Source organism: Halanaerobium sp., from assembly GCF_003070835.1.
Genome location: NZ_QBLR01000011.1, coordinates 1 through 24,853 on the forward strand (window position 1 = coordinate 1; position 24,853 = coordinate 24,853).

Consider the following 24,853-nt stretch of genomic DNA (forward strand, 5'->3'; position numbering starts at 1 on the left):
CTAATTAATTTTTTTCTCTCATAACTATTTCAACAATAATTATAATATTCCTGCTAAAAGCGAAATATTATTTTAAAAAGAATTAAAATATTTATTTTAATTCATATTTATTATAAAATTCCTCTCTGAAATTAATAAAGTTATCATTTTTGATAGCTTTTCTAATTTCTTCTGAAAGCTTAAGCATAAAATAGAGATTATGATAGGTTGTTAACCTGACTCCTAATATTTCGTTACGCTTCAGCAAATGTCTAACATATCCGCGGCTGTAATTCTGGCAGACATGACAGTCGCATTCAGAATCAAGAGGAGAAAAATCTTCTTTAAAGGTTGCATTTCTAATTGTTTTTCTTCCCTGATGAGTAAAGATCTGCCCATGACGGGCAATTCTGGTCGGCATTACACAGTCAAACATATCTATTCCATGATAAATCCCTTCAATTAAATCCTCAGGTGTTCCAACCCCCATTAAGTAACGTGGTTTATCTTTGGGCATCAATGGAGTAGTGTGGTCAAGCATTTTATACATCTCTTCTTTAGGTTCACCAACACTTAAGCCCCCTATCGAATAACCAGGAAAATCAAATTTAACTGTTTCCTCAACACTCTGTTTTCTTAACTCAGGATAAACCCCACCCTGAATAATTCCAAACAGCGCCTGCCCTTCTGCACCTTTCATTTCTTCTTTACATCGTTCAGCCCAGCGCAGAGTTCGATTGAGAGATTTTTCTACATATTTTCTTTCAGCAGGATATGGTGGACACTCATCAAAAGCCATCACAATATCAGAACCTAGATTCTGCTGAATCTGCATCGATTTTTCTGGAGAAATAAAATGTTTTGATCCATCCAGATGAGATTGAAAATAAACGCCTTCTTCCTCTATCTCACGTAAATTAGCAAGTGAAAAAACCTGAAATCCACCACTATCAGTTAAAATTGGGCGATCCCAGTTCATAAACTGATGCAGTCCTCCGGCTTTTGCAATCAGATCATCACCTGGTCTCAAATATAAATGATAGGTATTACCCAGTATAATCTGAGAGCCAATCTCTTTTAATTCTCTGGATGACATCGCCTTAACGGTTGCCTGAGTTCCTACAGGCATAAAAATAGGAGTCTCAATTTTCCCGTGGTCAGTAGTTATCTCACCCAGTCTTGCCTGTGATTTTTTGTTCTCTTTAAATAATTTAAAATCAAACAAACTAATCTTCCTTCCTGTTTAAAATCATCATTGCATCTCCCAGACTAAAGAATCTAAATTCATCTTCCACAGCTTTTTTGTAGGCTTTTAAGATAAATTCTTTGCCGGCCATTGCAGAAACAAGCATCAGTAAGGTAGATTTAGGGAGATGAAAATTTGTAATTAAAGAATTAATTACTTTAAATTCATAGCCGGGATAGATAAAAATATCTGTCCAGCCTTTATATTCACTTAAATCGCCTTCCTGAGCAGCAGATTCTAAAGTTCTGGTAACTGTTGTTCCAACTGCAACAACCTTATTGCCATTTGCTTTGACCTCTTTTATTTTAGCTGCTGTCTCTGCAGAAATTTCTGCATATTCTTCATGCATTTCATGATCTTCAATATCTTCACTTTTTACCGGTCTAAATGTTCCCAGTCCAACATGAAGAGTAATATAGTCCAGTATAACACCATATTCCTGCAGCTCTTTTAATAAGCGATCTGTAAAGTGCAGGCCGGCGGTTGGAGCTGCTGCTGAGCCCTTCTTCTGACTGTATACTGTCTGGTATCTTTCAGGATCATCCAGCTTCTCATTAATATATGGCGGCAGGGGCATTTCCCCGAGCTGATTTAAAATTTCTTCAAAATCATAATTCTGCTGATCCCAGCTGAATTCTACTATTCTGCCACCGAAATCAGTGTATTCAACAACTTCAGCCTCTAAAATATCTTCAAAATTGATTTTCACACCCTTTTTTGCTCTTCTTCCAGGGCGGACCAGAACTTCCCAGCGACCTTCAGCCAGCTCATTTAATAATAAAAGTTCAATCTCTGTCCCTGTCGGAATTTTTGCTCCATATAACCTGGCAGGTATAACCCTGCTGTTGTTCATAATAATCATATCTCCGGGCTCCAGGTATTCTTTTAAATTTTTAAAGATATTTTCTTCAATAGTATCCTGCTGGGGATTTAAAACCATTAATCTAGATTCATCTCGCTCAGGAAGAGGTTTTTGAGCTATCAACTCTTCCGGAAGATGATAATCAAATTCTTCTACTTTCATTAAAAAAACCTCCAAAATTATTTAACTTAGTCAAATAATTAATCACTTTTCTGCTTAATATTTAGATGCTGATAGGCCTTTGTTGTTGCAACTCTGCCGCGGGGTGTCCGCTCTAAAAACCCAAGCTGCAGTAAATAAGGCTCATAAACATCTTCAATTGTCTCAGTTTCTTCGCTGATTGCAGCCGCCAGAGTATTTAGACCTACCGGTCCACCACTGAATTTAATCATAATTGTCTTTAACAATTTATGATCAATTCTGTCCAGTCCTAGCTCATCAATCTCCAGCAGTTTTAGAGCATCATCCACAACTCCCCTGTTAATTATACCATCTGCTTTTACTTCTGCAAAATCTCTTACTCTTTTTAAGAGTCGATTAGCTATTCTAGGAGTCCCGCGCGAACGGCGTGCTATCTCCAGAGCGCCATGCTCAACAATTTCTACACCCAAAATTTCAGCTGATCTGCTCACAATTTCCTGCAGCTCATTTTGATCATAAAATTCCAGTCGATTAATTACTCCAAACCTGTCTCTTAAAGGCGAACTGAGGCGTCCAGCTTTTGTGGTAGCACCTACCAGAGTAAAAGGAGCCAGATCCAGCCTGACAGAACGAGCACTTGGACCTTTACCAATGATTATATCCAGACAGTAATCTTCCATTGCTGGATATAAAACTTCCTCTACCATTTTATTTAAGCGGTGGATCTCATCAATAAATAAAACATCACTCGGCTGCAGATTTGTTAAAATTGACGCCAGATCTCCCGGCCTTTCTATTGCCGGTCCTGAGGTCTGATGAATATTTACATTCAATTCATTTGCTATAATATTAGCCAGAGTGGTTTTCCCAAGCCCCGGCGGTCCATATAACATCACATGATCTAGCGCTTCTTTTCGATCACGTGCAGCCTGAATAAATATCTTCAATTTTTCTTTTGACTTCTTCTGCCCTACATATTCTTTTAAAGTAAAAGGACGAAGCCCTTTATCGACTGAATTATCAGCTGAAGCAGCAGGCTGTTTATCAGCTGGAGAATTATCACTTTTTTTCTTTTTGGGAGAAACAATCCTTCTTCCATTTTCCATTATTATCTCTCCTTACCAAGATGACTTAAAACCAATCTTATTTTTTCTGAGACATTTTGCTGAGCTTTAAATTCAACTTCTCTTAAAGCTCTATTTATCTCCGATATTTTATAACCCAGGGCTGTTAAAGCATCAACTACATCCTGTCTGTCCTCATCAATATTATTTACTTCTTCTTTCCTGTTATTAAGATTCTGAAGATAGGCGAAATCTTCAAGTTTTCCCTGAAGTTCAAGAATTAGGCGCTGAGCAGTCTTAGGTCCTATCCCTGAAATTTCTTTTAATACCTCTTCATTTTTCTTCATAATTGCAGAAATAAACCTGGAAGCAGGCATAGTATTAATAATATTTAAACCAGCACTTGGACCTATACCATTAACTGTAATTAAAATTTCGAATAAATCTTTACCCATCCTCTCCGGAAAAGCAAACAATTTTAAAGCATCTTCCCTTACATATGTATAGGTGTAAACTTCTATATCTTCGCCAACTGAAAGCTGTTTTTTAAAACCAGCAAGTTCTAATTCATATCCCACACCATTAATTTCTAAAATAATCTTTCCAGCTTCAGCATAAATTACTTCACCTTCTAAATAGCCAATCATAGTCTTTCCTCCCATCCAGAATGAGCACTAAAAACATGACCGTGACAGATCGATACCGCCAGAGCATCAGCCGCATCATCTGGCCGCGGTAACTCAGCCAGATTTAATAAAGACTTAACCATCTGCTGAACCTGATTTTTATCTGCTCGACCATAACCCACTACAGCCTGTTTTATCTGCAGTGGAGTATATTCAGCCACTTTTAAGCCTGCCTGTGAACCGGCCAGCAGGATAACCCCCCGCGCCTGTCCAACAGCAATAGCTGTTTTTACATTTTTATTAAAAAATAGTTCTTCTACAGCCATTTCCTCCGGTTTAAATTCTTTTATCAGTTCCTCAATATTATAATGAATAATTTCAAGTCTTTTTGTATCTTTTTTATCTGCTGATGTTTTAATTACTCCGTATTCCAAAACATCAAAATGGTTTGTTTCTTTATCTACTACGGCATAACCAATAGTAGCTAGACCCGGGTCAATACCTAAAATTCGCAAATTCCACACCCCATTCAAACTAATGTTTGAGTCTATTATATCACAGTCAGAAAAGATATTAAAACAAAAAAATAAAGACACTGCTGCACAGTGCCCTTATTAAAATCTACATCTATTTTATAACAAAATAATTAAAATTAGATTAAATTTAATTAATCTTCCTCAGCTTCAATTTCAGCTCTAACATCTTCTGGAATCTCAAAATTTGAATAAACATCCTGAATATCATCATGATCTTCAAGCTGATCCATTAATCTCATCATTTTTTTAGCATCACTTTTATCAAGAGTAACCGTATTGTCAGGGATCATAGCAAGATCGGCAGATTCAAATTCATAACCAGCCTCTTCTAAAGCCTCTCTGGCAGATTCATAATTAGATGGATCAGTATAAATCACTGCTTCTTCCTCACCATAATCTAAATCTTCTGCTCCTGCCTCTAAAGCCTCTAATAACAGATCTTCTTCTCCAACTTCAAATTCATTGAGATCAATTACCAGTTCCCCTTTGCGCTGAAACATCCAGGCAACACAGCCATTAGAACCAAGATTACCACCATTTTTATCTAAAATGTGGCGAACTTCTGATGCAGTTCTATTTCTGTTGTCAGTCATAATATCAAGATATAAAGCAACTCCACCAGGTCCATATCCTTCATAAACAAATGACTCGTAAGTCATTCCCTCTAAATTTCCTGTACCACGCTTAATTGCTCTCTCAATATTATCATTAGGCATATTATTATCTTTAGCCTTCTGAATAGCCATTCTGAGATCTGCATTCATCTCAGGATCTCCACCACCCTCTCTGGCAGCAACAGCTATTTTGCGACTTAACTTTGAAAATAATTTACCTCTTCTCTTATCCTCTTTTTGCTTTTTATGCTTTATATTAGCCCACTTGGAATGTCCGGCCATATAATAACCCTCCTTAAATCAAATTACACTTCTTTAATCAGTTTGCAGTTTATTGTACCATAATTACGGCTGTTTTTCAATATCATGTTCCTCTAAAATATTTGTCAAATCTTTGAGCAGGATGTATATCATTTCTAATTCTTTCTCGTCTCTATTTAAAAGCAGATCAGTTATGTTAGAAATTTTAATACTGGCTTCCGAACTCAAATCATAATTTATCAATAGTTTATCTACACCTACTCCAAGAGCTTCTGCAATATTTATCAGTGATTTTAATGATGGTTCTTTTTCTCCACGTTCAACCTGTCCAATGTATGTATAATGCAGGCCAGCTTTCTCGCCCAAACCTTCCTGGGTTAAATTATTTGTTTTGCGATATTCTTTAATTTTTTTACCAATAAGTTCTTTTTGCATTCGGCTCACCTCTAATATATATCTTAGGGTGAAGAGCCCATAATTTGAAGAGATTATAAGTATTATAATAAAGTATATAGGTATTATTAAAGCATTTAGGTATTTTATCTGTTCAAATACATTTATGCTAATAGTTATAGTCTATTAAATAATAAAACCACAGCCTTTAAGCTATGGTTTAAAAGATAATACTTATTGATGTGCTCTTAAATCACTGATTAATGCTGTTAGTTTCTCTTTACCGCCATTATTCCAGGTTTCTATAAAATCAGCAATCTTTTCTCGGTCATAATCACTTAAACCCTCACCAAGTGAATCTATATCATGATTATCTAAATCCTTCATTAAATCTATAGCTTTTTTGAGAGGGTACTGTATTTTATAATATATCTGATCAACCATCATTAACCTCCTCAAGCTTTTCTACCAGACTTTCCAGCCTGGGCATCGTTTCCCGTTCAATATATCTTATGTAACCTTCGAGTGTCATAATTCGATTATCCAGCACTTTATTACTCATTTCAGGAGAATAATCATTAAATTGTTCTGTTTTATTTACTGCCGCATCAATAAAATCTATTACATCAATTACTGCTTTCTCCATCCAAACACCCCTTTTTTGATTTTTATAAAAATTAAAAATATAGTAGACAAAAAAATAAGTTAACCTGTAAGCCGAGTTCTGTATCAGATGATCATCTATCTAGGGGAACAGTTGCCTGAACCCTCAAGCGTCCTTACCCGGAGAAAAGCGGATCACTTTTATATTCTCCCTATTTGGACTTACTCCGGATGGGGTTTACCTGGCATTCCAGTTACCTGAAACCCGGTAAGCTCTTACCTTACCTTTTCACCCTTACTCTTTCAGTAGAGTTTTCAAAGAAAACCCTTTCATTAAAAGCGGTATATTTCTGTGGCACTAGCCTGGGAGTTACCTCCACCGGGTGTTACCCGGCATCCTATCCTGTGGAGCTCGGACTTTCCTCATCTTAAAAAGATGCGATCATCTGGTTAACTTATTTTTTTACCATATAAAGTATACCACCAGTTATATAATATGTCAAGCGATTCACTCAAGTTAAAAAGACTGCAGTAATAGTGATTACTGATAATCCCAGGGATCAGTATTAACATCTGATTTAACAAAATTAAGATCCTTTTTTAACTTTGTTGAAGCCGCAGTCTTTAATTTTTCAAATAACAACTCTCTGACAAATTTTTCGCTGCCGTAGTGACCAAAATCAATCAGAGCAAGTCCCAGCTCTTCTGCTGTCTGAGCTTCATGAAATTTAACATCTCCAGTTAAATATAGATCTGCTCCCTGATAGTAAGCATTTTTTATAAAATCAGCTCCACTGCCACTGCAGAGAGCAACCCTTTTAATCTTATTTTTTGACTTCACAACTTTAAGCTGTTCTAATTGATAAATTTCTTTAGTTTTAGCAATTAAAGTCTCAAGCTCAGTTTCTTCTTTTAGATCAGCTATTCTTCCAATTCCCTGCTTATTTTTTAAGTTTTCTAGCTGATATAGATCCCAGGCTGGTTCTTCGTAAGGGTGAACTTTAAGCAGAGCATTAATTACTTTATCTAAGTTTTCTGGAGCTACTATAGTTTCAAATCTGTATTCTTTTACCTGATTAAAACTGTTCTTTCGCCCGAGATAGGGATCTGAATTTTCTAATGGTTTAAAAGTACCATTCCCCGGCTGATAAAAGCCGCTGTGACTGTAATTTTTATACTCACCAGCTCCTTTAGCATAAAGAGCATCCCGCACCTCCTCAAAACTATCTTCAGGAATAAAAGTAACCAGCTTATGATAATTTTGACTGTCTGTTGTTTTTAAAATTGATATATTTTCTACATCCAGTTTTTCAATCAGATAATCATTTAAACCATCATCAGCAATATCCAGATTGGTATGAGCTGAAAATAACGAGATATTATTTTTAATCAGTTTATAAATCAACTTACCACTTTCATTCTGAGCATCCACTGACTTGATCCCATTAAAAATAAAAGGATGGTGAGTAATGATCAGCTGACAGTCTTTTTCAACAGCCTCAGCTAAAACTTGCTGATTAAAGTCAAGTGCCAGCAGTACATTTTCTACTTCCTGACTTAGATCACCAACCTGCAGACCTACATTATCCCAGTCTTCTGCCAGTCTAGCTGGAGCAAGTTCTCCCATTAACTGAACCACTTCTGCTACCTTTGCCATAATTGACCTCCTCTAATTAAAAGTACTTTAAAATAATATTATTTGATTTTTATAAAACAAAAAACCCCGCTCTTTAAGTAAAGAACAGGGTTTGAATATTCTTGGTGGGCCCACCAGGATTCGAACCTGGGACCAACCGGTTATGAGCCGGTTGCTCTGACCAGCTGAGCTATGGGCCCGCTAATAAAACAAATCTATTATTTGTGACGACAAGAATAATTATATGATAGAAATCAGCCCAGGTCAAGAGTTATTTTAGATTTTTTTGCAGAAATATATATGATAATATTGTAATATCTCATAAATACTTCCAGTTATCCATTTATACTCTCTATTCCAGATAATCCTTCAGTTTTTTACTGCGGCTTGGATGTCTTAATTTGCGTAATGCTTTTGCCTCAATCTGTCGGATTCTTTCTCTTGTAACTCCAAACTCCTTGCCTACTTCTTCTAAAGTTCTGGGCCTGCCATCTTCAATTCCAAATCTGAGCTCCAGAACTCGCTTTTCTCTATCAGTAAGGGTATCTAAAACCCCGTCTAACTGTTCTTTAAGCAGTATATATGATGCTGCTGAAGCAGGAGCAGGAGAATCTTCATCTTCTATAAAATCACCAAGGTGACTGTCTTCTTCCTCTCCAATAGGTGTTTCAAGCGAAACAGGTTCCTGAGCAATTTTCATGATCTCTCTTACCTTTTCAGCTGAAATATCCATTTCTTCACCAATTTCCTCTGCCTTTGGTTCTCTACCCTTTTCCTGCAGAAGCTGTCTTGATACCCGAATCAGCTTATTAATGGTTTCAACCATATGCACAGGCACTCTAATTGTTCTTGCCTGGTCAGCTATAGAGCGGGTAATTGCCTGTCTGATCCACCAGGTGGCATAAGTACTAAACTTATAACCCTTGGTGTAATCAAATTTTTCTACTGCCTTCATTAGTCCCATATTACCTTCTTGAATTAAATCAAGAAAAAGCATTCCGCGACCAACATATTTTTTAGCAATACTTACAACCAGCCTCAAATTAGCTTCAACCAGCTGCTGTTTGGCCCATTCATCACCCTGTTCCATCCTTTTGGCAAGTTCCACCTCTTCATCTGCTGTCAAAAGGTCAACTTTCCCAATCTCTTTTAAATACATTCGAACCGGGTCATCTATGCCAACACCTTTAGGAACACTCAAATCAAGACCACTATTTTCATCGTCTTCATCCTCGTCCCCATCATCTTCTAATTTAGAATTAACTATTTCTATATTCATTTCACTAAATATATCATAGATTTTTTCTATATCTTCAGAATCTAAATCAATATCCTCCAGGGCATCCATAATTTCTTCATAAGTTAGTTCCCCTTCTTTTTTTCCACGATTGACAAGATCCTTAACTTCATCTATTTTAGCAGGACTCATATCTTTATCAGCCACTTTAGTCCCTCCTTTCAAAATTGTAATTCAAACTATAAAATGTTAATAAAATTCGATTTAATTTATCTAAACCTAATTCTTTTCTGCTGAGTAAACTGCACAACTTCTTTTTATTTCCGGCAATTCTTTTTGAACTTAAATAGTCAGCCAGTTCTAAAATATGCTCCCTTGGTAAAGAGTTATCCTGTTTAACTAAAATTTCTGACCAGTACGATACCAGCTTGTCTCCCAGGTCATTTTTGATTTTATCAATTTTAACTGAGTTGCTGATCACACTACCCTTAAATAAATATTCAGCCAGCTGAGCAGTTCGTCCATTAAAATCATCTTTAGAAAGTCTGGCAGCAATTTCTTCTCTCAAACCAGGATTACTGATAAAATGTGCCAGAATTTCTTCCTCAACTTTTTGATAATATGATAATTGCGAGTATAAGTCAAATTCTTTTTCTGCTTGCTTATTTTGTTTTTCTCTATTTCTTTGATAATTCCTGCTTTTATTTTTCTTAAATTCTTTTTCCACTTCTCGGGCCAGAACTTCAGCTTTAAAATCTGTTTTAGCTGCAGCTCGCTCAATATATATTTCTCTTTCCAGATTGTCACTGACCCCGCTTAAAAGTTCTACAATTGATCTCAAAATCTTTTTCCGGATTCCAGGATCTTCAAGATTTTTATTTTTAATAATCATATTAATTTTAAAATCTATTAAGTTTACAGCCTCAGAAATAAATTTATCAAAAACCTCTTCACCCTCATTTTTTAAGAGTTGATCCGGATCACTGCCTTCATCCAATTGAATTACTTTAACATTTATACCAGTACTGCTGAGTATGTCAAGACCTCTCAGGGTCGCTTTATTTCCAGCTGTATCTGCATCATAAGCAATATAGGCATTTTCAGCATATCTGTGGATCAATTTTGCCTGTTCTTCAGTAAAAGCAGTACCTAAAGAAGCAATCGAGTTTTTAAAGCCTTTTTTATGGGCCTGTATTACATCTGTATAACCTTCCATTATAATACAGCTGTTTTTCTCTCGAATCGAATCTTTAGCAAGATGCAGTCCGTACAAATTTTTCTTCTTACTAAAAATAGGCGTTTCAGGTGAATTTAGATATTTAGGGCCATAATTAGTTTCAGTTTCTAAAATTCTACCCCCAAAAGCTATTACTTCACCGCGATTATTAAAGATTGGAAACATAACTCTGTTTCTGAATTTATCATAGTGAGAATTATTTTTTCCTTCACTAATTAAACCGGCTTTTTTTATCAGATCAATACTGAAACCTTTTTTCTGCAAAAAATTCAATAAAAGCTGCCATTCATCTGCAGCATAGCCGAGTTTAAATTCTTCAATTTCTGGCTCTTTAAAACCCCGATCTGTTAAATAATTAAGGGCATCTTTTCCAATCTCAGTTTCAGTTAAAAGATAGTTATAAAAGCGTGCTGCTAACTTATTTAAAGAAAATAGCTGTTCCCGTTCCTGGTAGAGCTGTCTCTGCTCATTACTGAGATCTGGGAGTTCCATCCCACTTCTTTCAGCCAGCATCTTAACCGATTCAACAAATGTTAGATTTTCAATTTCCATCACAAAATTTATTGAATCCCCACCGGCTCCACAGCCAAAGCAGTGATAAAAATTATTATCAGGATTAACAAAAAATGACGGAGTTTTTTCACTGTGAAAAGGACATAAGCCCTTATATCTATTGCCTGATTTTTTTAATTCAAGATAATCAGAAACTAAATCCACTAAGTCAACATTTTCTTTTAGTTCATTAATAAATTCATCAGAATATCTGGCCAATTTATCCACCCTGACCTTAATTTTTATTTCAAATTAGAAAAGTATTTAACCGTTGTAATTATATTTCTCCAAAAAGATTATTAATCCTGCATTTATTTGAATTATCAGCTCAAATATTAGCGATTTTTGTCGAACCATGGTGTTGGAATAAAATATTTTTGCCCAAGATTAATTGCATATCGATCAGTCATCCCGGCGATATAATCAATTACAGCCTGTTTGTGATTTTTTTCAAACTCTAAATATTCATCAGGAATATAATCAAGATGCTCCATAAAAAAATCATAAAGTAATTTTAAAAGTCTTTTTGCCTTACCTTCCTCACTTTTACCTTCAGAACCAATATAAACATTCTGAAAAAGAAAGCTTCTCAATTTTTCCGTTGCAGTTTTAATCTCAGCCGATCTTTTTATTTCTGCCTGCTGCCAGCTGGAATTAATCAAATCTCTGACCATCACATCTATTCTTTCAGAGTGTGTGCTGCCCAGGATAGAAATTGCGTCCTGAGGCAGGTCTGAAGTGTCTATAATTCCTGCTCTTAAAGCATCATCAATATCATGGTTAATATATGCTACTCGGTCAGCAATTCTCACAATCTGTCCTTCTAAAGTTAGAGGTTTAGTATCACCTGTATGATTAACTATTCCATCTCTGACCTCAATACTTAAGTTTAAACCCCTGCTGCCGCTGCTCCTTTTTTCTATCAGATCAACAACCCTTAAACTCTGCAGATTATGTTTAAATTCCTCTCCAGTAATCTCAGTTAGAGCAGCCTCACCAGCATGCCCAAAAGGAGTATGCCCCAGGTCATGTCCCAGGGCAATAGCTTCTACTAAATCTTCATTTAATTTAAGAGCTCTGGCTATTGTCCGAGCAATCTGCGAAACTTCCAGAGTGTGAGTCAGGCGAGTGCGGTAATGATCACCCTCAGGGGCAATAAAAACCTGAGTTTTATGTTTGAGCCGTCTAAAAGCTTTGGAGTGAATAATTCTGTCTCTGTCATGCTGAAAAATTGTGCGAATATCACAGTCAGCTTCCGCTTTTTTCCGCCCCCTGCTTTCTGCACTCAAACAGGCAAAATCAGAAAGTTTCTCTTTTTCCCATGCCAGCTGTTCAACTCTGGAAAACATAATATCAGCTCCTATTCATTAAAATAAGAAAGCACTTCTACAGCAGTTTCTTCGATAGTTTTATCTGTAACATCAATTATCGGACAGCCTATTTCTTCCATTATAGAATCAGCATATTCAAATTCCTGATTAATTCTTTCTTTAGCTGCATAGGTTGCATCATCACCTAGTCCCATTTTCTTTAACCTTTCAATCCGAATATCATTTAATAATTCAGGATCAATGGTCAGCCCAACAACCTTATTATCTTTATTTTCCAGGACTGAAGGATGAACATCTACTTCCGGAACCAGAGGTACATTGGCAGTTTTATAGCCCAGATACGAGAGATGAACAGAAAGAGGAGTTTTTGAAGTTCTGGATACTCCAACCAGAACAATATCAGCTTCTGCAATCCCCTTTGACTCATTTAAATCATCAAATCTAAGGGTAAACTCCATTGCTTCAATTCTTTTGAAGTATTCTTCGTCCAATTTATATTTGAGAGCAAATTCTTCTTTTGCCTCCACTTCCAGTCTCTTTTCTACCATATTTAAAGGCTGGTCCATCATATCAATATAGTCTAAATTATTCTTTTCAGCAAGTTCATTTAAATGTTCTCTCATCTCAGTTTTGACAAAAGTGTAGGCAATTATTGCGTTATCAGCTTTTGCCTTTTCAATAATCTCATCAATTCGCTCCAGTGAACGGACAAAAGAAAAAGATTTTATTTGTACCTCAGAGTCCGGAAATTGTCCGATGGCTGATTCCATCAGGTGTTTAGCTGTTTTACCGGTTGAATCTGACACTGCATATGCAATTAACTTAGTTTCACTCATAATTTTCACCCCGGTTTAATTATTAGTCTAGAGCTATTTCTTCAATATCCATTACCTCTGACATTAAGACAGCAATTTGAGCTAATAAAGCCAGCCGATTATTTTTAAGTTCACTGTCATCAACCATAACCATTACATTATCCAGGAAGGCATCAATATATTCTTTCAATTCAACCAGCAGATAAAAACCTTTTTGATAGTCACCAGAAGCAAAAAACTTATTGATTTCTGTTTGCCGCTGATTAAATGCTTTATATAGTTCCTTTTCTTCATCTTCAAGTAATAATCCTGCATCTATCTCCAATTTATTTTCAGCTTTTTCACTGATATTTTTAGCCCGAACCAGACCGCGAATTAAATCAACAAATAATTCCGGATTCTCTGATCTAAATTCCATTAATTTATGTGCCCGCTGATAAAGGTCAAGTAGATTTTGATCATTAATCTTAATTACTGCATTAATAATATCATATCTGACCTCTTCTTCTGCCAGCAGATTTTCCAGTCTCTGTTTAATAAATTCTTTTAACTCAGCAGCTGCAGCTTCAATATTCTCAGGCTTTATAGCAACAATTTCCATTGAAAATTCAATAATTTCTTCGATGTCAACTGCCAGCTTATTTGCTAAAACAATTCGTAAAAGCCCTGTAGCCTGTCTTCTTAAAGCAAATGGATCCTGAGAACCACTGGGAATATTACCCAGAAGAAAATGACTGCTTAAATTAAATAACTTTTCAGCCACAGCAAGCACAGTACCACTCTTAGTCTCTGGCAGTTTATCACCAGCAAAACGGGGTAAATAGTGTTCAAAAATAGCCTCTGCTGTTTCTTTTTCTTCCCCTTCTAAAAGGGCATATTCTTTACCCATTAATCCCTGAAGATTGGCAAATTCATTTACCATCTCTGTTGCCAGATCGTTTTTGCAGAGTTCAGCTGCTCTGACCGCCATTTCTTGCTGAGCCTGATCATAATCTAATAGTTCAGCCAGCCTTGATGTAATTTGCTGCAGTTTTTCAACTTTTTGATAAACACTGCCTATATCTTTTTGAAAAACTATATTTTTAATATCTTCGCTTCTATTTAAAAATCCGTATTTCTGGTCTTCAGCAAAGAAAAATTGGGCATCATCTAGTCTTCCTTTTAAGACCATTTCATTTCCGGAAATTACTTCTTCAAGATATTCATTACCTCCATCTCGAACTCCGATAAATTCTGCCTGCAGTTTATTATCCTCTATCATTACTGGAAAATAACGCTGATGTTTTTCCATAGCAGTAATTAAAACCTCAGCCGGCAGTTCTAAATATTCTTCAGCAAAAGTCCCTTTAAAAGCGGTTGGAAATTCAATTAGATCAATTACTTCAGCCAGTAGAGAATCTTTAATCACTGCCTCAGCAGATAAATTAAGATCTGAAATCTGTTCTTTGATTATTTCTTCTCTTTTATCCTGCTTTACAATAATAGCTGCAGATTTTAGGGCAGAAAAATAATCTTCAGCAGCATTAACTTCTACCTTACCTTCACTTAAAAAGCGGTGCCCAATACTATAATTGGAGCTTTTAACACCTGCAATTTCCAGATCAAGTTTTTGTTCACCAAATAAGACTAAAAGCCATTTGATAGGACGGATAAATTCCATCTGAACACTGCCCCAGCGCATTGCTTTAGGCAGAGGAACCTGATCAACAATCTTCTTTAAGATAGCAGTTAGAATTTCTGCTGTTTCTTCTCCTTTTTCTACTTTCTCAGCATAGAGATAGCCATCTTTTTTAACCAACTGATCTACAGCAACTCCCTGTCCGCGAGCAAATCCTTCTCCAGCTTTAGTAGGCTCACCATTATCATCAAAGGCAATATTTACTGCAGGACCCCGAACTATCTCCCGCTGATCTTCCTGTTTTTCTGCCAGCTGCTCAACTGCAAGCACAAGTCTTCTGGGAGTAGAATAAACTTCCATTTTGTTATATTCCAGATTATTATTGTCAAAAATTTCGGCTGCTGTTTTTAAATAATCCTCTCTAAATCTCTGCATAGAAGCAGCCGGCATTTCTTCAGTTCCTATTTCAAAAATTAAATTTTTTGCCATCATTATCACTCCTGCTCTCCTGAGTTTAAATAGCTGGCTGCACAGTCATGAGCCAGTTTTCTAACTCGCTTGATAAATCTAGTTCTCTCAGTTACACTGATTGCTCCTCTGGCATCTAAAAGATTAAAAGCATGTGAACATTTCAAAGTATAATCATAAGCAGCTAAAGGTAGCTCTGCTGCCAGTGAATTCTCAGCTTCTGCTTCATAAATATCAAAAAGTTCAAATAAATTATCAATATCTGCAACCTCAAAATTATATTTAGACTGTTCTACCTCATTTTGATGATAGATATCATGATATTTTACTCCTTCAACCCAGGTCAAATCATACACACTTTCAACTTCCTGTAAGTACATAGCTATTCTTTCTAAACCATAAGTAATTTCCACAGTCACCGGGTCAGCTTTAAATCCCCCTACCTGCTGAAAATAAGTAAACTGAGTTATTTCCATACCATCAAGCCAGACTTCCCAGCCCAGACCCCAGGCGCCTAAAGTTGGAGATTCCCAGTTATCTTCTACAAAACGGATATCATGTTTTTCAGGTTCAATCCCCAGTGCCCGCAGACTATCTAAATAGATTTCCTGAATATCATCAGGTGAAGGTTTCATTATTACCTGATACTGAAAATACCTCTGCAGACGATATGGATTATCCCCATAACGGCCATCTGTAGGACGGCGGCAGGGCTGAACATAGGCAGTATCCCAGGCTTCTCCTCCCAGTGAGCGCAAAAAAGTAGAAGGACTCATTGTTCCCGCCCCCACCTCAATATCATATGGTTGTTCAATTACACATCCCTGGTCACTCCAAAATCTATCCAACGAAAAAATAATTTCCTGGAAATTCATAAATACACTTCCTCTCGTACTCATTTTAATAATTTTCACTAAAATAAAACCTTATCCTTTAGGACAAGGCTCAAATTGAATTAACTATTCATTTTCCTGATTGTATACAGAAATGATAATGATTTAGGACTTAAGTCCAGATGATAGACTAAAAATTTTTCTGTCAGCTGATTGAGCTTTTCTATAATTTCTTCGGAAAATTGGGCAGACTTAAGCTGAGAAAATTCAGCAAAAGTTATTTTATAGAGAGCTCTCATTTCATTTAAGCTAAAAAGGGTATACTTAAAATCTTTTTTATTAAAACAATTTTTACAGATTGAGCCCCCCTCTTCAACACTGAGTGGGGTTGAACTTTTGAGATCAACTTTTTCTCCACAGATAGTACAATTCTCAATTTCAGGTTTAACCCCCAGCAAAAGCAGTAATTTAGCCTTAAAAACAGTCAGATAAAATAAAAGCTCTGACTTTTGAGCCTGAGCCATCTTTTCTAAAATAAGGGCTAAAAGAGAAAAAAGAGCCTGATCAGCTTCATCTTCCAGGCCGGCCCGCTCTACATATTCAGAAACAACACTGGCATAAGCCATATAATCCAGGTCTTCGCGCAACTTAGAGTTCATTGCTATCGACTCGATATGATTTATTTTAGCCAGTGATTTTCCCTGATATAAAGTAAAATTATGATAGCTAAAGGGTAAAACAAGTCCGGAACGAGATTTTTTCCCCTTCCGGGCTCCTCTAGCAACTGCCTTTAATTTACCTCTTTCTCTAGTGTATAAGGTAATCAGACGATCTGACTCACCTAAATCAAATTGTTTTAAGACTACTGCTTCTGTCTCAAAAGTTGCCAATTAATTCAACTCCCGCTTATTCTTCATCATCTGTTACAATTGTTACCCCAGAGCTTGCACCAATTCTATTGGCCCCTGCATCAAGCATTTCTAAAGCCTGCTCAAAGTTTTTGATACCACCAGAGGCTTTAACACCAACATCCCTACCAACTGTTTTCCGCATAATACTAACATCTTCAACTCGAGCTCCATAATCACCAAAGCCAGTTGAAGTTTTGACAAAGTCAGCCCCTGCTTCTTTTGCAATTTCACAGGCCTTAACAATTTCTTCTTCATCCAGAAAACAAGTCTCCAGAATAACTTTTACAATGATATCCGAACTCACACCTGCTTTTTTAGTAGCATCTACAACCGCCTTAATATCAGCCTTAAATATCTCATAAGCACCAGATTTAAAAGCTCCAATATTCATTACCATATCGATTTCCTGAGCTCCATTTTTGATTGCATTTCTGGTTTCATATGATTTAACTTCTGTAGTGTTTGCACCCAAAGGAAAGCCGACTACTGTACAGACTTTGACTGAGCTTTCTTCAAGTAACTTTGCAGCCAAAGGAACATATATAGGATTTACACACACTGATGCAAATTCGTGCTCTTTTGCTTCCTCACATAATTTTTTGATATCATCCACAGTTGCTGTTGGATTCAAATTTGTATGGTCAATCATTTTAGCCATATCACGAGGTTTGATCGCCATTTTTAAAACCACTCCTTAAATTCTTATATTTTTGCTTTATCAATATTTATATTCTACAAACTTTGTCATTGTCCTGCAATAAATTTATTTATAACCCATTCTTTTGAGCAGATTATCTTTTTCGCGCCAGTCCTTTAAGACTTTAACCCAGAGGTCCAAATAAACTTTGGTCTGCATTAAATCTTCTATTTCTTTTCTGGCTGCCCGACCAATTTTCTTTAACATTTTACCATTTTTGCCAATAATAATTCCCTTATGTGATTTCTTTTCTACATAAATATTGGCTCTAATATAATAATCATCATTTTTTCTTTCCTTAACTTCTTCAACTAAAACAGCCACCCCATAAGGAACCTCTTCCCGGGTTAGGTAGAAAATCTTCTCCCTGATCATTTCTGCAAAAACAAATCTTTCTATCTGATCAGTTATCATATCTTCCGGGTAATACTGAGGTCCTTCCGGTAATTTTGAAAATATTTCTTTCAATAGATTATCTGTATTTTTGTTATTTAAAGCAGAAATTGGAATAACTTCTTTACCAACTTTTTGACTGTACTTCTGCTGTCTTTTTACCAATTCTTTATTTGATATTTTATCAATTTTATTCATCACATAGATTATTTCCTGATCACTATTTTTAATTTGATTATAAATTAATTGATCATTTTTACCCCAGTAAGTACTGCCGTCAAGAATAAAAATTATCACATCTATCCCGTCAAGACTGCTGTAAGCTTCATCCTGCATGTATTTATCCAGTTCATTTCTAGGTTCATGAATACCCGGTGTATCAATAAAAATAATCTGCCCATCGTCTTCTGAATAGATAGCTTTAATACTATTACGGGTCGTCTGGGGTCTGGGAGAAATAATATTTATTTTTTCTCCTATTAAATTATTAATCAGGGTCGATTTACCAACATTCGGTCTGCCAATTACTGTTACAAATCCTGATTTATAGCTCATTATTTTTCTCCATTGAACTGTCTGAAAAAGCTCCTGGAAGCAGTTCTGTACTGGTCATAGTTATTTCTTTCCCTTTTTCTGTCATCATAATAATCTCAATTTCTCCGTCAGCAAACTCATTAATTACCTGACGGCAGGAACCACAGGGAGGGACAGGTTCTTCGGTAGAACTAACTATTAGTACTGCTTCAATTTTTCTGTGTCCCTCAGATACAGCTGAAAAAATTGCAGATCTTTCTGCACAGTTAGTTAAACCATAGGCAGCATTTTCAATATTTACCCCTGTATAAATCGAACCATCTTCAGTCAAAATAGCTGCTCCCAGAGGGAATTCTGAATAAGGAACATAGGCATTTTTTTGAACTTCTAAAGCTTTTTTAAACATTTTATCTTTAATTTCTTTTTTCATTACTAACACCTCACAAAATTGCTTTTAAAACTTTTCTATATTAATAAGTAACTTCTGTACCATTTGGAACCACCTGAATCCAGGTTTGTCCCCGATTAATCTCAATTTCTTCACCAGCAGCATTTAAATAAGTTATTTGATTGTCATTATTCTCCCAGCTGCCTTCAATAACCATTCCATCTCTAAACAATTTCATTTCTCCACCTGATTTAATATCTATATCCTGTCGACCTTGATTATCTTTAGTAGAAGTTTTGACATACTGGACTATGATATTTTTAGCCTTAAGCTGTTCTCCATTTTCTACAAGATGCGGGTTATCTCCGCTATTTAAATATCTTAAATAATTGTTTTCCAGTCTATTATATTCATAAAGAACTTCATATGATCCCCAGTAGTCAACACTGATATTTTCAGCCTTTTCAAAGTTGCTGACTACAGAAGCAGTTAAAAAATTAAACTGCTCCGGATATTCTTTTTCCTCCAGGTTATCTAAATAGTCTTTTAAAGGTTCTTCTCCGGAATAAAGGTTATGAGGAGCTCTTCTCTTACTGCTGCGCCAGAAGTACTGGCTCTTATAAAGCTGATCCAAATGCAGAATATCATTTACTGCTAAAATTGCAAAACCATCAGGACTGGCCCCAGCATGTAAAAATACTGCATCATATGACTGTGCAGTTTTGACCAGAGCAGGTCTGGCACTTCTAATTGGTCCAATTTTTTCTGGTACCTCCGGCCAGAAAATTGCCAGAAATCTGGTGATCCCACCTTCCAGCATAAATTCATAGACTATTTCAGCTTCTTTCAAACCGCTTTGAGGTCTGGCGGCAGGTGAATTTTCAATTGAAACAGCCACTGCTCTTTTATAATAATTTTGCTTAATTGGCAGCCCGGTAAATGGAGAAACTGCATTATAATTGCTTTCTGTTATCTCATCTTCCTCCGGTGTTTCGGCTTCATATTCTTCTTCAATCTTTTTGATTTCTTCTTCCAGCTCTTCTTGATTTAAATCTTCCTGCTGACTGACTTCTTCCTCACTCTGCTTTGGCTGCTCTCCTTCTTCACTACTGCAGGCTGTAAATATGAGCAGTGCTGAGAGCAGTAAAATCAGCAGAAAATATAACTTTGACTTCATCTTCTCACCCCAAAAATTATTCATCATCTTCAATTTTTAATTCTTTTTCACTTATCAGCTTTATTTTTCTAATTCTATTGTCAATTATACTTTCAACAACAAATGTTACATCTTCCAGTTGCAGCTTTTCTCCCTGAACCGGCAGGCGGTTTAGATAATATAATACCAGACCACTTACTGTTTCGTAATCATCACTTTCAGCCAGCGGCTCTTTTAAATATCTATTTAACTCTTCGATATCAACTCTACCGTCAAGCAGCAGTTTGTTGTCATCAATAACTTCAATATAACTTTTTTCTAAGTCAAACTCATCCTGAATATCACCAACAATTTCCTCCAGTAAATCTTCAATAGTAATTAAACCAGAAGTACCACCATATTCATCTACTACAATTGCCATATGTTCTTTTCTATCTTTCATTTCTGATAATAATTGATTGATTGGTTTTCCTTCTGGAATAAAATAAATGGGTTTAACAAATTCTTCAATATCAACATCATCTTTTTGCTCCAGCAGTAATTCCAGGAGGTCCTTAATGTAAATCAAACCAATAATATTATCAATGGATTCTTCAAAAACTGGAATTCTGGAATGACCTTTTTCAACCCCCATTTTTATTAATTCTTTTAAACTGGCATTTTTTTCGATACATACCATATCAATTCTGGGGATCATAATCTCCTTTACCAGAGTATCATCAAAATCAAATACACTCTGAATCATTTCCTGCTCTGTTTCTTTAATGACACCCTCTCGCTGACTGACATCAACAAAACGTCTAATCTCTTCCTCACTTAAAAAAGCGGAAGAAATCAGGCTTTTATCTTTCACAAAAAGATTCACTATTTTTGTGAAAAGATAAATAAAAGGGGATAAAATTATTTCAAGATAATAAAGGGGAACTGCTGCAGCTTTAGCATAATCAATTGCTCTATTATTACCCAGTGACTTAGGAGTTATTTCTCCAAAAATAAGAATTAATAAAGTCACTACACCGGTCGCAATCCCAACTCCTTTACTTCCAAATAATTCTATCGAAAGTGCTGTTGCTATGGAGGAAGCTGCAATATTAACAAGATTATTACCAATCAAAATAGTTGTTAATAGTTTAGTCTGATCCTGCAGTAATTTATCTACTTTTGCAGCATGCTCATCTCCTCTTTGAACTTTTTCTTTAATCTTAATTCTGTTAACAGACATAAAGGCTGTCTCAGAACCAGAAAAAAAGGCAGATAAAAATATCAAGATGAATAAAGATAATAATTCTAAATACATTATTAATTCCTCCACAGTCATCAAAGTTATTAAATACTGAAATAATAAAAAATTATAAATGCAATTATACTTCCTAGTAAAGTCCCCAGTACTATCTCCTTAAATGAATGGGTACCAGCCTCCAGCCGACTCTGTGCTGTCAAAAAAGCAAGTACTGAAGCTAAAGAAAGAGCAATCAAGCTCCTGGTTAAAAACCAGATGATAAGCACCGAGGAAGCTGCAAGTGCTGCATGACCACTAACAATACCACCCTTAAGTGGAGTACCACTGCTGAAAATAGATTTTAAAACAATAACCAGAATAAATATTAAAGACAGTGTAATAAATATTAGATGCAGTGGCTCATGTCTGATATTAAAAATGAGATTTAAAGATAATTCCTGAGCTTTATTAATAAAAACGAGATAAGCAATAAAAATTGCATTGCCAGCTGCAATAACTACTGCTGCCGCACTAATGTTTTTGGCAATTCTTGCTTTAAAATTATATTCCTGACTTAAAATATCAATAATAACTTCTACAGCTGTGTTAATCAGCTCGGCAAAAATAACAAGAGAAATAGCTACTATAACCAGCCCCAGCTCTATTCTGCTTAAATCAAAGAAAAGGCTGAAGGCCAGGACTAAAATTGCAGCAGTCAGGTGAATCTGCATATTTCTCTGGGTTCTAATAGCATGAATTAAACCAGCAATTGCATGATTAAAACTATCAATAGTTTTTAAAATCCACATTATTTACACCTAATCTCTGCTGATTCCAAGCTGGGTTAAAACTCTTTCTTCTTTCTGACGCATTTCATTTTTTTCTTCCTCACTGTGATGATCATAGCCAAAAAGATGCAGCATTCCATGAACAGTTAAATAGGCTAGTTCACGCTTTAATGAATGTCCATATTCTTTAGACTGCTCTAGAGCCCTATTTGCTGAAATTATTATATCTCCCAGCATTTCGTCATCTATTGGAAATGAAAGTACATCTGTGGCTTCATTTTTATCTCTGTATTTTTGATTTAACTCTTTGATCTGCTGATTACTGACAAAGGCAATACTTACTTCACCACCACTATAACCCTCCAGTTCAGCAGCTGTAATAATAACTTCCCGTAAAAGATCAAACATTTCCTCGCTAATTTCAACTTTATCCTGTTGATTATTAAAATCTACATTAATCACTATTATTACCACCCTTCATCTCTTTCAGCAGTTTATCCGGGTATTCTACACGCTGATGATAAATACCGGTTAAAACTTTAACAAAGCTCTTTACAATTGTATCCAGGTCACTCAGTGTTAGATTTGACTGATCAAGCTGATTTTCTATTAATTTATCCTTAACAAGGCCTCTAACAAACCCTTCAATCCGATCATGGTTGTTTTTATTAAAGTTTTTAGATCTAATTGCTGCCTCTGTTATGTCAGCAAGCATTATTATTGCTGCTTCCTTACTCTGAGGTTTAGGACCATCATAACGAAAATCTTTCTTTTCAATATCATCATGTTTGTTATCCTGAAGAGCCTGCTGATAAAAATAAGAAATTAGATTAGTACCATGGTGCTGTTTAATTATATCTATAATTTTTGAAGGCAGACCATTTTCTTCTGCCATTTCTACCCCATCTTTAACATGTGATTTAATGATTAAGGCACTCAAATTGGGGGAAGTTTTATCATGAGGATTTTCTCCACCAAATTGATTGTCTGAAAAAAAGTAGGGTCTTTTTAATTTTCCAATATCATGATAATAGGCAGCTGCCCGGGCCAATAGAGAATCTGCCCCCACATCTTCTGCAGCAGTTTCAGCTAAGTTTCCTACTATAACACTGTGGTGATAGGTTCCCGGAGCCTCAACCAGCATCCGCTTTAAAATTGGCTGACTGGGATTAGATAGCTCTAAAAGTTTAACCGAGCTTGTCATATCAAATAAATCTTCAAGATAGGGCAGCAGACCATTTGCAAGCACCCCAACTAATAGCCCGTTGACAATTCCACCACCGATTGACCAGAGCAGATATGTCCAGTCCTGATTCTGCTGAAGTAGTGAAAGACCTCCGATTAAAAAGATTAAAATAAAACTAACATTTAAACCGGCCCTTATAATATCGCCTCTTTCTTTAACCCTGGTAACACTAAAAATACCAATCAAGCCGGCCAGAAAAGAGGTCAAAACTATATTAAAATTCATATCATAAATTGGAGCAATTAATAAGCTGACAAATAAGGTAGTAATTAAAGCTGTATCACTGCTGATTAAAACTGTAAGCAGTATTGACGCCATAGCTGTGGGTACCATAAAATCAACAAAAGGATTCTGAAAAAAAGTCATGATCTTTGCAAAGAAAACCACAGTTAAAATTAATAATTCTATCAATAATAATCTGCTGTTATCATGCCAGACATCTTTCTGATATTTATAAAAATAAAAGCCAAGCAAAAGAACCAGAATAAAGCTAATTAAAATTCTTCCAGCAATATTATAATAATTGATGCCGCCTTTCTGCAGCCCCAGTCTTTCTAAAATCTCAATATCAGCTTCTGTAACTACATCACCCTTGCGGACAATAATTTCTCCCTGTCTTACAGTTTTTTCTACAGCTTCAACTTCAGATATAGCTTCCTGCCTTCTGCTGGCAGTAGCCTCCTGATTCAAAAACATATTTGCTGCAATAACTGTTTCTGCAATTTCAGCGATAGCAAGTCTTTGATCACGCGAAATATCCATCTCCATTGCACTTTGGCGCAGTTCTTCACGGGCAGATACCAGATCTGATGGCAGAATCCTGCTGCCCAGCTTATTTTCTAAAAGATTAAGTGTCCGATCCTCAATTTCTGATAATTCTTCCTGGTTAAGAGTAATTAAGACTCCAAGGCTTTCCTGACTGAGTTCATAATCAATTTCAGCACTGGTCAGATCAGCAATTTCATTAATTTCTGCCTGACTAAAGTTTTTAATTTCAGCGGCTGTTAAATTATTCTCTTCCTCCTCAGCAGAATCTTCACTAACTGCCTCATTGATTTGACCCTGCTCAGTTTCATTTTCTTCTGTAAGAGAAATTTTATTATTATAAAAGAACTTTCTTTCAGCAGTTACTGCTGCAAATAAATTATCAACTTTTTTTAGCACATTCTCTTCCACAGTACTGTCTTCTTCATATACCCTGGGCGCAGTATCTGCTGCCCGCTGTCTTAATTCAGAAGTTCTAGCCTCATCAATAAAAGTGATCGTCCTGGGAGCTGTAATATCGCTCTGACTTACCTGACCTGCTCTTAAATCAACCTGATTTGGAATTAAATCCAAATTCAAAATTAGAGCAACCAGAAGAAAGAAGATCACAGCCCAGATTACTTTATAGGTGTTTGTTGAAAAATCAAGATATTCTCTTCTCCAATTTCGGAGTTTGACTCTTAATTTTTTCATAAATTTCATTT

Annotated in this window: 25 protein-coding genes, 1 tRNA gene and 1 other RNA gene; all 27 read right to left on the minus strand. The window is 35.9% G+C overall.

Annotation, left to right across the window (positions count from 1 at the left end; all coding sequences use genetic code 11):
* Positions 1 to 91: 91 nt before the first annotated feature.
* A complete protein-coding gene (gene tgt / locus CI949_RS02390) occupies positions 92 to 1,204 on the minus strand; it encodes a tRNA guanosine(34) transglycosylase Tgt (protein ID WP_133530365.1) in 1,113 nt (370 codons plus the stop codon).
* Between the two features lies 1 nt (position 1,205).
* A complete protein-coding gene (gene queA / locus CI949_RS02395) occupies positions 1,206 to 2,249 on the minus strand; it encodes a tRNA preQ1(34) S-adenosylmethionine ribosyltransferase-isomerase QueA (protein WP_133530364.1) in 1,044 nt (347 codons plus the stop codon).
* Positions 2,250 to 2,287: 38 nt separating this feature from the next.
* On the minus strand, positions 2,288 to 3,334 hold the full coding sequence (ruvB, locus tag CI949_RS02400; RefSeq protein WP_290762721.1) for a Holliday junction branch migration DNA helicase RuvB: 1,047 nt from the start codon (positions 3,332 to 3,334) through the stop codon (positions 2,288 to 2,290).
* Between the two features lie 2 nt (positions 3,335 to 3,336).
* Entirely contained in the window at positions 3,337 to 3,939 is a 603-nt protein-coding gene (gene ruvA, locus CI949_RS02405; RefSeq protein WP_133530362.1) for a Holliday junction branch migration protein RuvA, read from the minus strand.
* A complete protein-coding gene (gene ruvC, locus CI949_RS02410; protein WP_108138581.1) occupies positions 3,936 to 4,433 on the minus strand; it encodes a crossover junction endodeoxyribonuclease RuvC in 498 nt (165 codons plus the stop codon). Before ruvC ends, ruvA begins: the two co-directional genes overlap by 4 nt.
* A 152-nt stretch (positions 4,434 to 4,585) precedes the next feature.
* Positions 4,586 to 5,350, minus strand: coding sequence for a YebC/PmpR family DNA-binding transcriptional regulator (locus CI949_RS02415; protein ID WP_133530361.1), 765 nt, complete (start codon positions 5,348 to 5,350; stop codon positions 4,586 to 4,588).
* A gap of 63 nt (positions 5,351 to 5,413) precedes the next feature.
* Positions 5,414 to 5,764, minus strand: a complete 351-nt coding sequence (locus tag CI949_RS02420) for a helix-turn-helix domain-containing protein (protein WP_108138585.1) — start codon at positions 5,762 to 5,764, stop codon at positions 5,414 to 5,416.
* Positions 5,765 to 5,956: 192 nt separating this feature from the next.
* Complete coding sequence (locus tag CI949_RS02425; RefSeq protein WP_133530360.1) at positions 5,957 to 6,166, minus strand: hypothetical protein; 210 nt, start codon at positions 6,164 to 6,166, stop codon at positions 5,957 to 5,959.
* Positions 6,159 to 6,368: a hypothetical protein gene (locus CI949_RS02430; RefSeq protein ID WP_133530359.1), complete on the minus strand. Its 210-nt coding sequence runs from the start codon at positions 6,366 to 6,368 to the stop codon at positions 6,159 to 6,161. Before CI949_RS02430 ends, CI949_RS02425 begins: the two co-directional genes overlap by 8 nt.
* Positions 6,369 to 6,419: 51 nt before the next feature.
* An RNA gene (gene rnpB / locus CI949_RS02435) (RNase P RNA component class A) lies at positions 6,420 to 6,783 on the minus strand.
* An 83-nt stretch (positions 6,784 to 6,866) separates the two neighbouring features.
* Positions 6,867 to 7,982, minus strand: a complete 1,116-nt coding sequence (locus CI949_RS02440) for a Nif3-like dinuclear metal center hexameric protein (protein ID WP_133530358.1) — start codon at positions 7,980 to 7,982, stop codon at positions 6,867 to 6,869.
* A 102-nt stretch (positions 7,983 to 8,084) separates the two neighbouring features.
* A tRNA-Ile gene (locus tag CI949_RS02445) sits at positions 8,085 to 8,161 on the minus strand.
* A gap of 152 nt (positions 8,162 to 8,313) precedes the next feature.
* Positions 8,314 to 9,390 carry an RNA polymerase sigma factor RpoD gene (gene rpoD, locus CI949_RS02450; RefSeq protein WP_166637136.1) on the minus strand — a complete coding sequence of 359 codons (1,077 nt, stop codon included), beginning with the start codon at positions 9,388 to 9,390 and terminating at the stop codon, positions 8,314 to 8,316.
* A gap of 16 nt (positions 9,391 to 9,406) precedes the next feature.
* Complete coding sequence (gene dnaG, locus CI949_RS02455) at positions 9,407 to 11,206, minus strand: DNA primase (protein ID WP_290762729.1); 1,800 nt, start codon at positions 11,204 to 11,206, stop codon at positions 9,407 to 9,409.
* Positions 11,207 to 11,322: 116 nt separating this feature from the next.
* Positions 11,323 to 12,336, minus strand: coding sequence for a deoxyguanosinetriphosphate triphosphohydrolase (locus CI949_RS02460; RefSeq protein ID WP_290762731.1), 1,014 nt, complete (start codon positions 12,334 to 12,336; stop codon positions 11,323 to 11,325).
* 11 nt (positions 12,337 to 12,347) lie between these two features.
* Positions 12,348 to 13,154 (minus strand): pyruvate, water dikinase regulatory protein, encoded by an 807-nt coding sequence (locus CI949_RS02465; protein ID WP_290762733.1) that lies wholly within the window; start codon positions 13,152 to 13,154, stop codon positions 12,348 to 12,350.
* Positions 13,155 to 13,176: 22 nt separating this feature from the next.
* Complete coding sequence (gene glyS / locus CI949_RS02470; RefSeq protein WP_290762735.1) at positions 13,177 to 15,240, minus strand: glycine--tRNA ligase subunit beta; 2,064 nt, start codon at positions 15,238 to 15,240, stop codon at positions 13,177 to 13,179.
* A 5-nt stretch (positions 15,241 to 15,245) separates the two neighbouring features.
* Positions 15,246 to 16,094 carry a glycine--tRNA ligase subunit alpha gene (locus CI949_RS02475; protein WP_108138598.1) on the minus strand — a complete coding sequence of 283 codons (849 nt, stop codon included), beginning with the start codon at positions 16,092 to 16,094 and terminating at the stop codon, positions 15,246 to 15,248.
* 80 nt (positions 16,095 to 16,174) lie between these two features.
* A complete protein-coding gene (recO, locus tag CI949_RS02480) occupies positions 16,175 to 16,942 on the minus strand; it encodes a DNA repair protein RecO (protein WP_108138599.1) in 768 nt (255 codons plus the stop codon).
* Positions 16,943 to 16,958: 16 nt separating this feature from the next.
* Positions 16,959 to 17,642 (minus strand): deoxyribose-phosphate aldolase, encoded by a 684-nt coding sequence (gene deoC, locus CI949_RS02485; RefSeq protein ID WP_108138601.1) that lies wholly within the window; start codon positions 17,640 to 17,642, stop codon positions 16,959 to 16,961.
* Between the two features lie 84 nt (positions 17,643 to 17,726).
* Positions 17,727 to 18,608, minus strand: a complete 882-nt coding sequence (gene era, locus CI949_RS02490; RefSeq protein WP_290762740.1) for a GTPase Era — start codon at positions 18,606 to 18,608, stop codon at positions 17,727 to 17,729.
* Positions 18,598 to 19,017: a cytidine deaminase gene (locus CI949_RS02495; protein ID WP_108138605.1), complete on the minus strand. Its 420-nt coding sequence runs from the start codon at positions 19,015 to 19,017 to the stop codon at positions 18,598 to 18,600. Before CI949_RS02495 ends, era begins: the two co-directional genes overlap by 11 nt.
* Before the next feature lie 40 nt (positions 19,018 to 19,057).
* Positions 19,058 to 20,152 (minus strand): DUF3048 domain-containing protein, encoded by a 1,095-nt coding sequence (locus tag CI949_RS02500; protein WP_290762742.1) that lies wholly within the window; start codon positions 20,150 to 20,152, stop codon positions 19,058 to 19,060.
* 16 nt (positions 20,153 to 20,168) lie between these two features.
* Positions 20,169 to 21,428 (minus strand): hemolysin family protein, encoded by a 1,260-nt coding sequence (locus CI949_RS02505; protein WP_108138609.1) that lies wholly within the window; start codon positions 21,426 to 21,428, stop codon positions 20,169 to 20,171.
* Between the two features lie 29 nt (positions 21,429 to 21,457).
* Positions 21,458 to 22,159 carry a diacylglycerol kinase gene (locus CI949_RS02510; RefSeq protein ID WP_290762744.1) on the minus strand — a complete coding sequence of 234 codons (702 nt, stop codon included), beginning with the start codon at positions 22,157 to 22,159 and terminating at the stop codon, positions 21,458 to 21,460.
* 9 nt (positions 22,160 to 22,168) lie between these two features.
* Positions 22,169 to 22,600, minus strand: a complete 432-nt coding sequence (gene ybeY, locus CI949_RS02515; RefSeq protein ID WP_108138613.1) for an rRNA maturation RNase YbeY — start codon at positions 22,598 to 22,600, stop codon at positions 22,169 to 22,171.
* On the minus strand, positions 22,593 to 24,851 hold the full coding sequence (locus tag CI949_RS02520) for an HD family phosphohydrolase (protein WP_290762746.1): 2,259 nt from the start codon (positions 24,849 to 24,851) through the stop codon (positions 22,593 to 22,595). The genes ybeY and CI949_RS02520 overlap by 8 nt, the downstream gene beginning before the upstream one ends.
* Between the last annotated feature and the right edge of the window lie 2 nt (positions 24,852 to 24,853).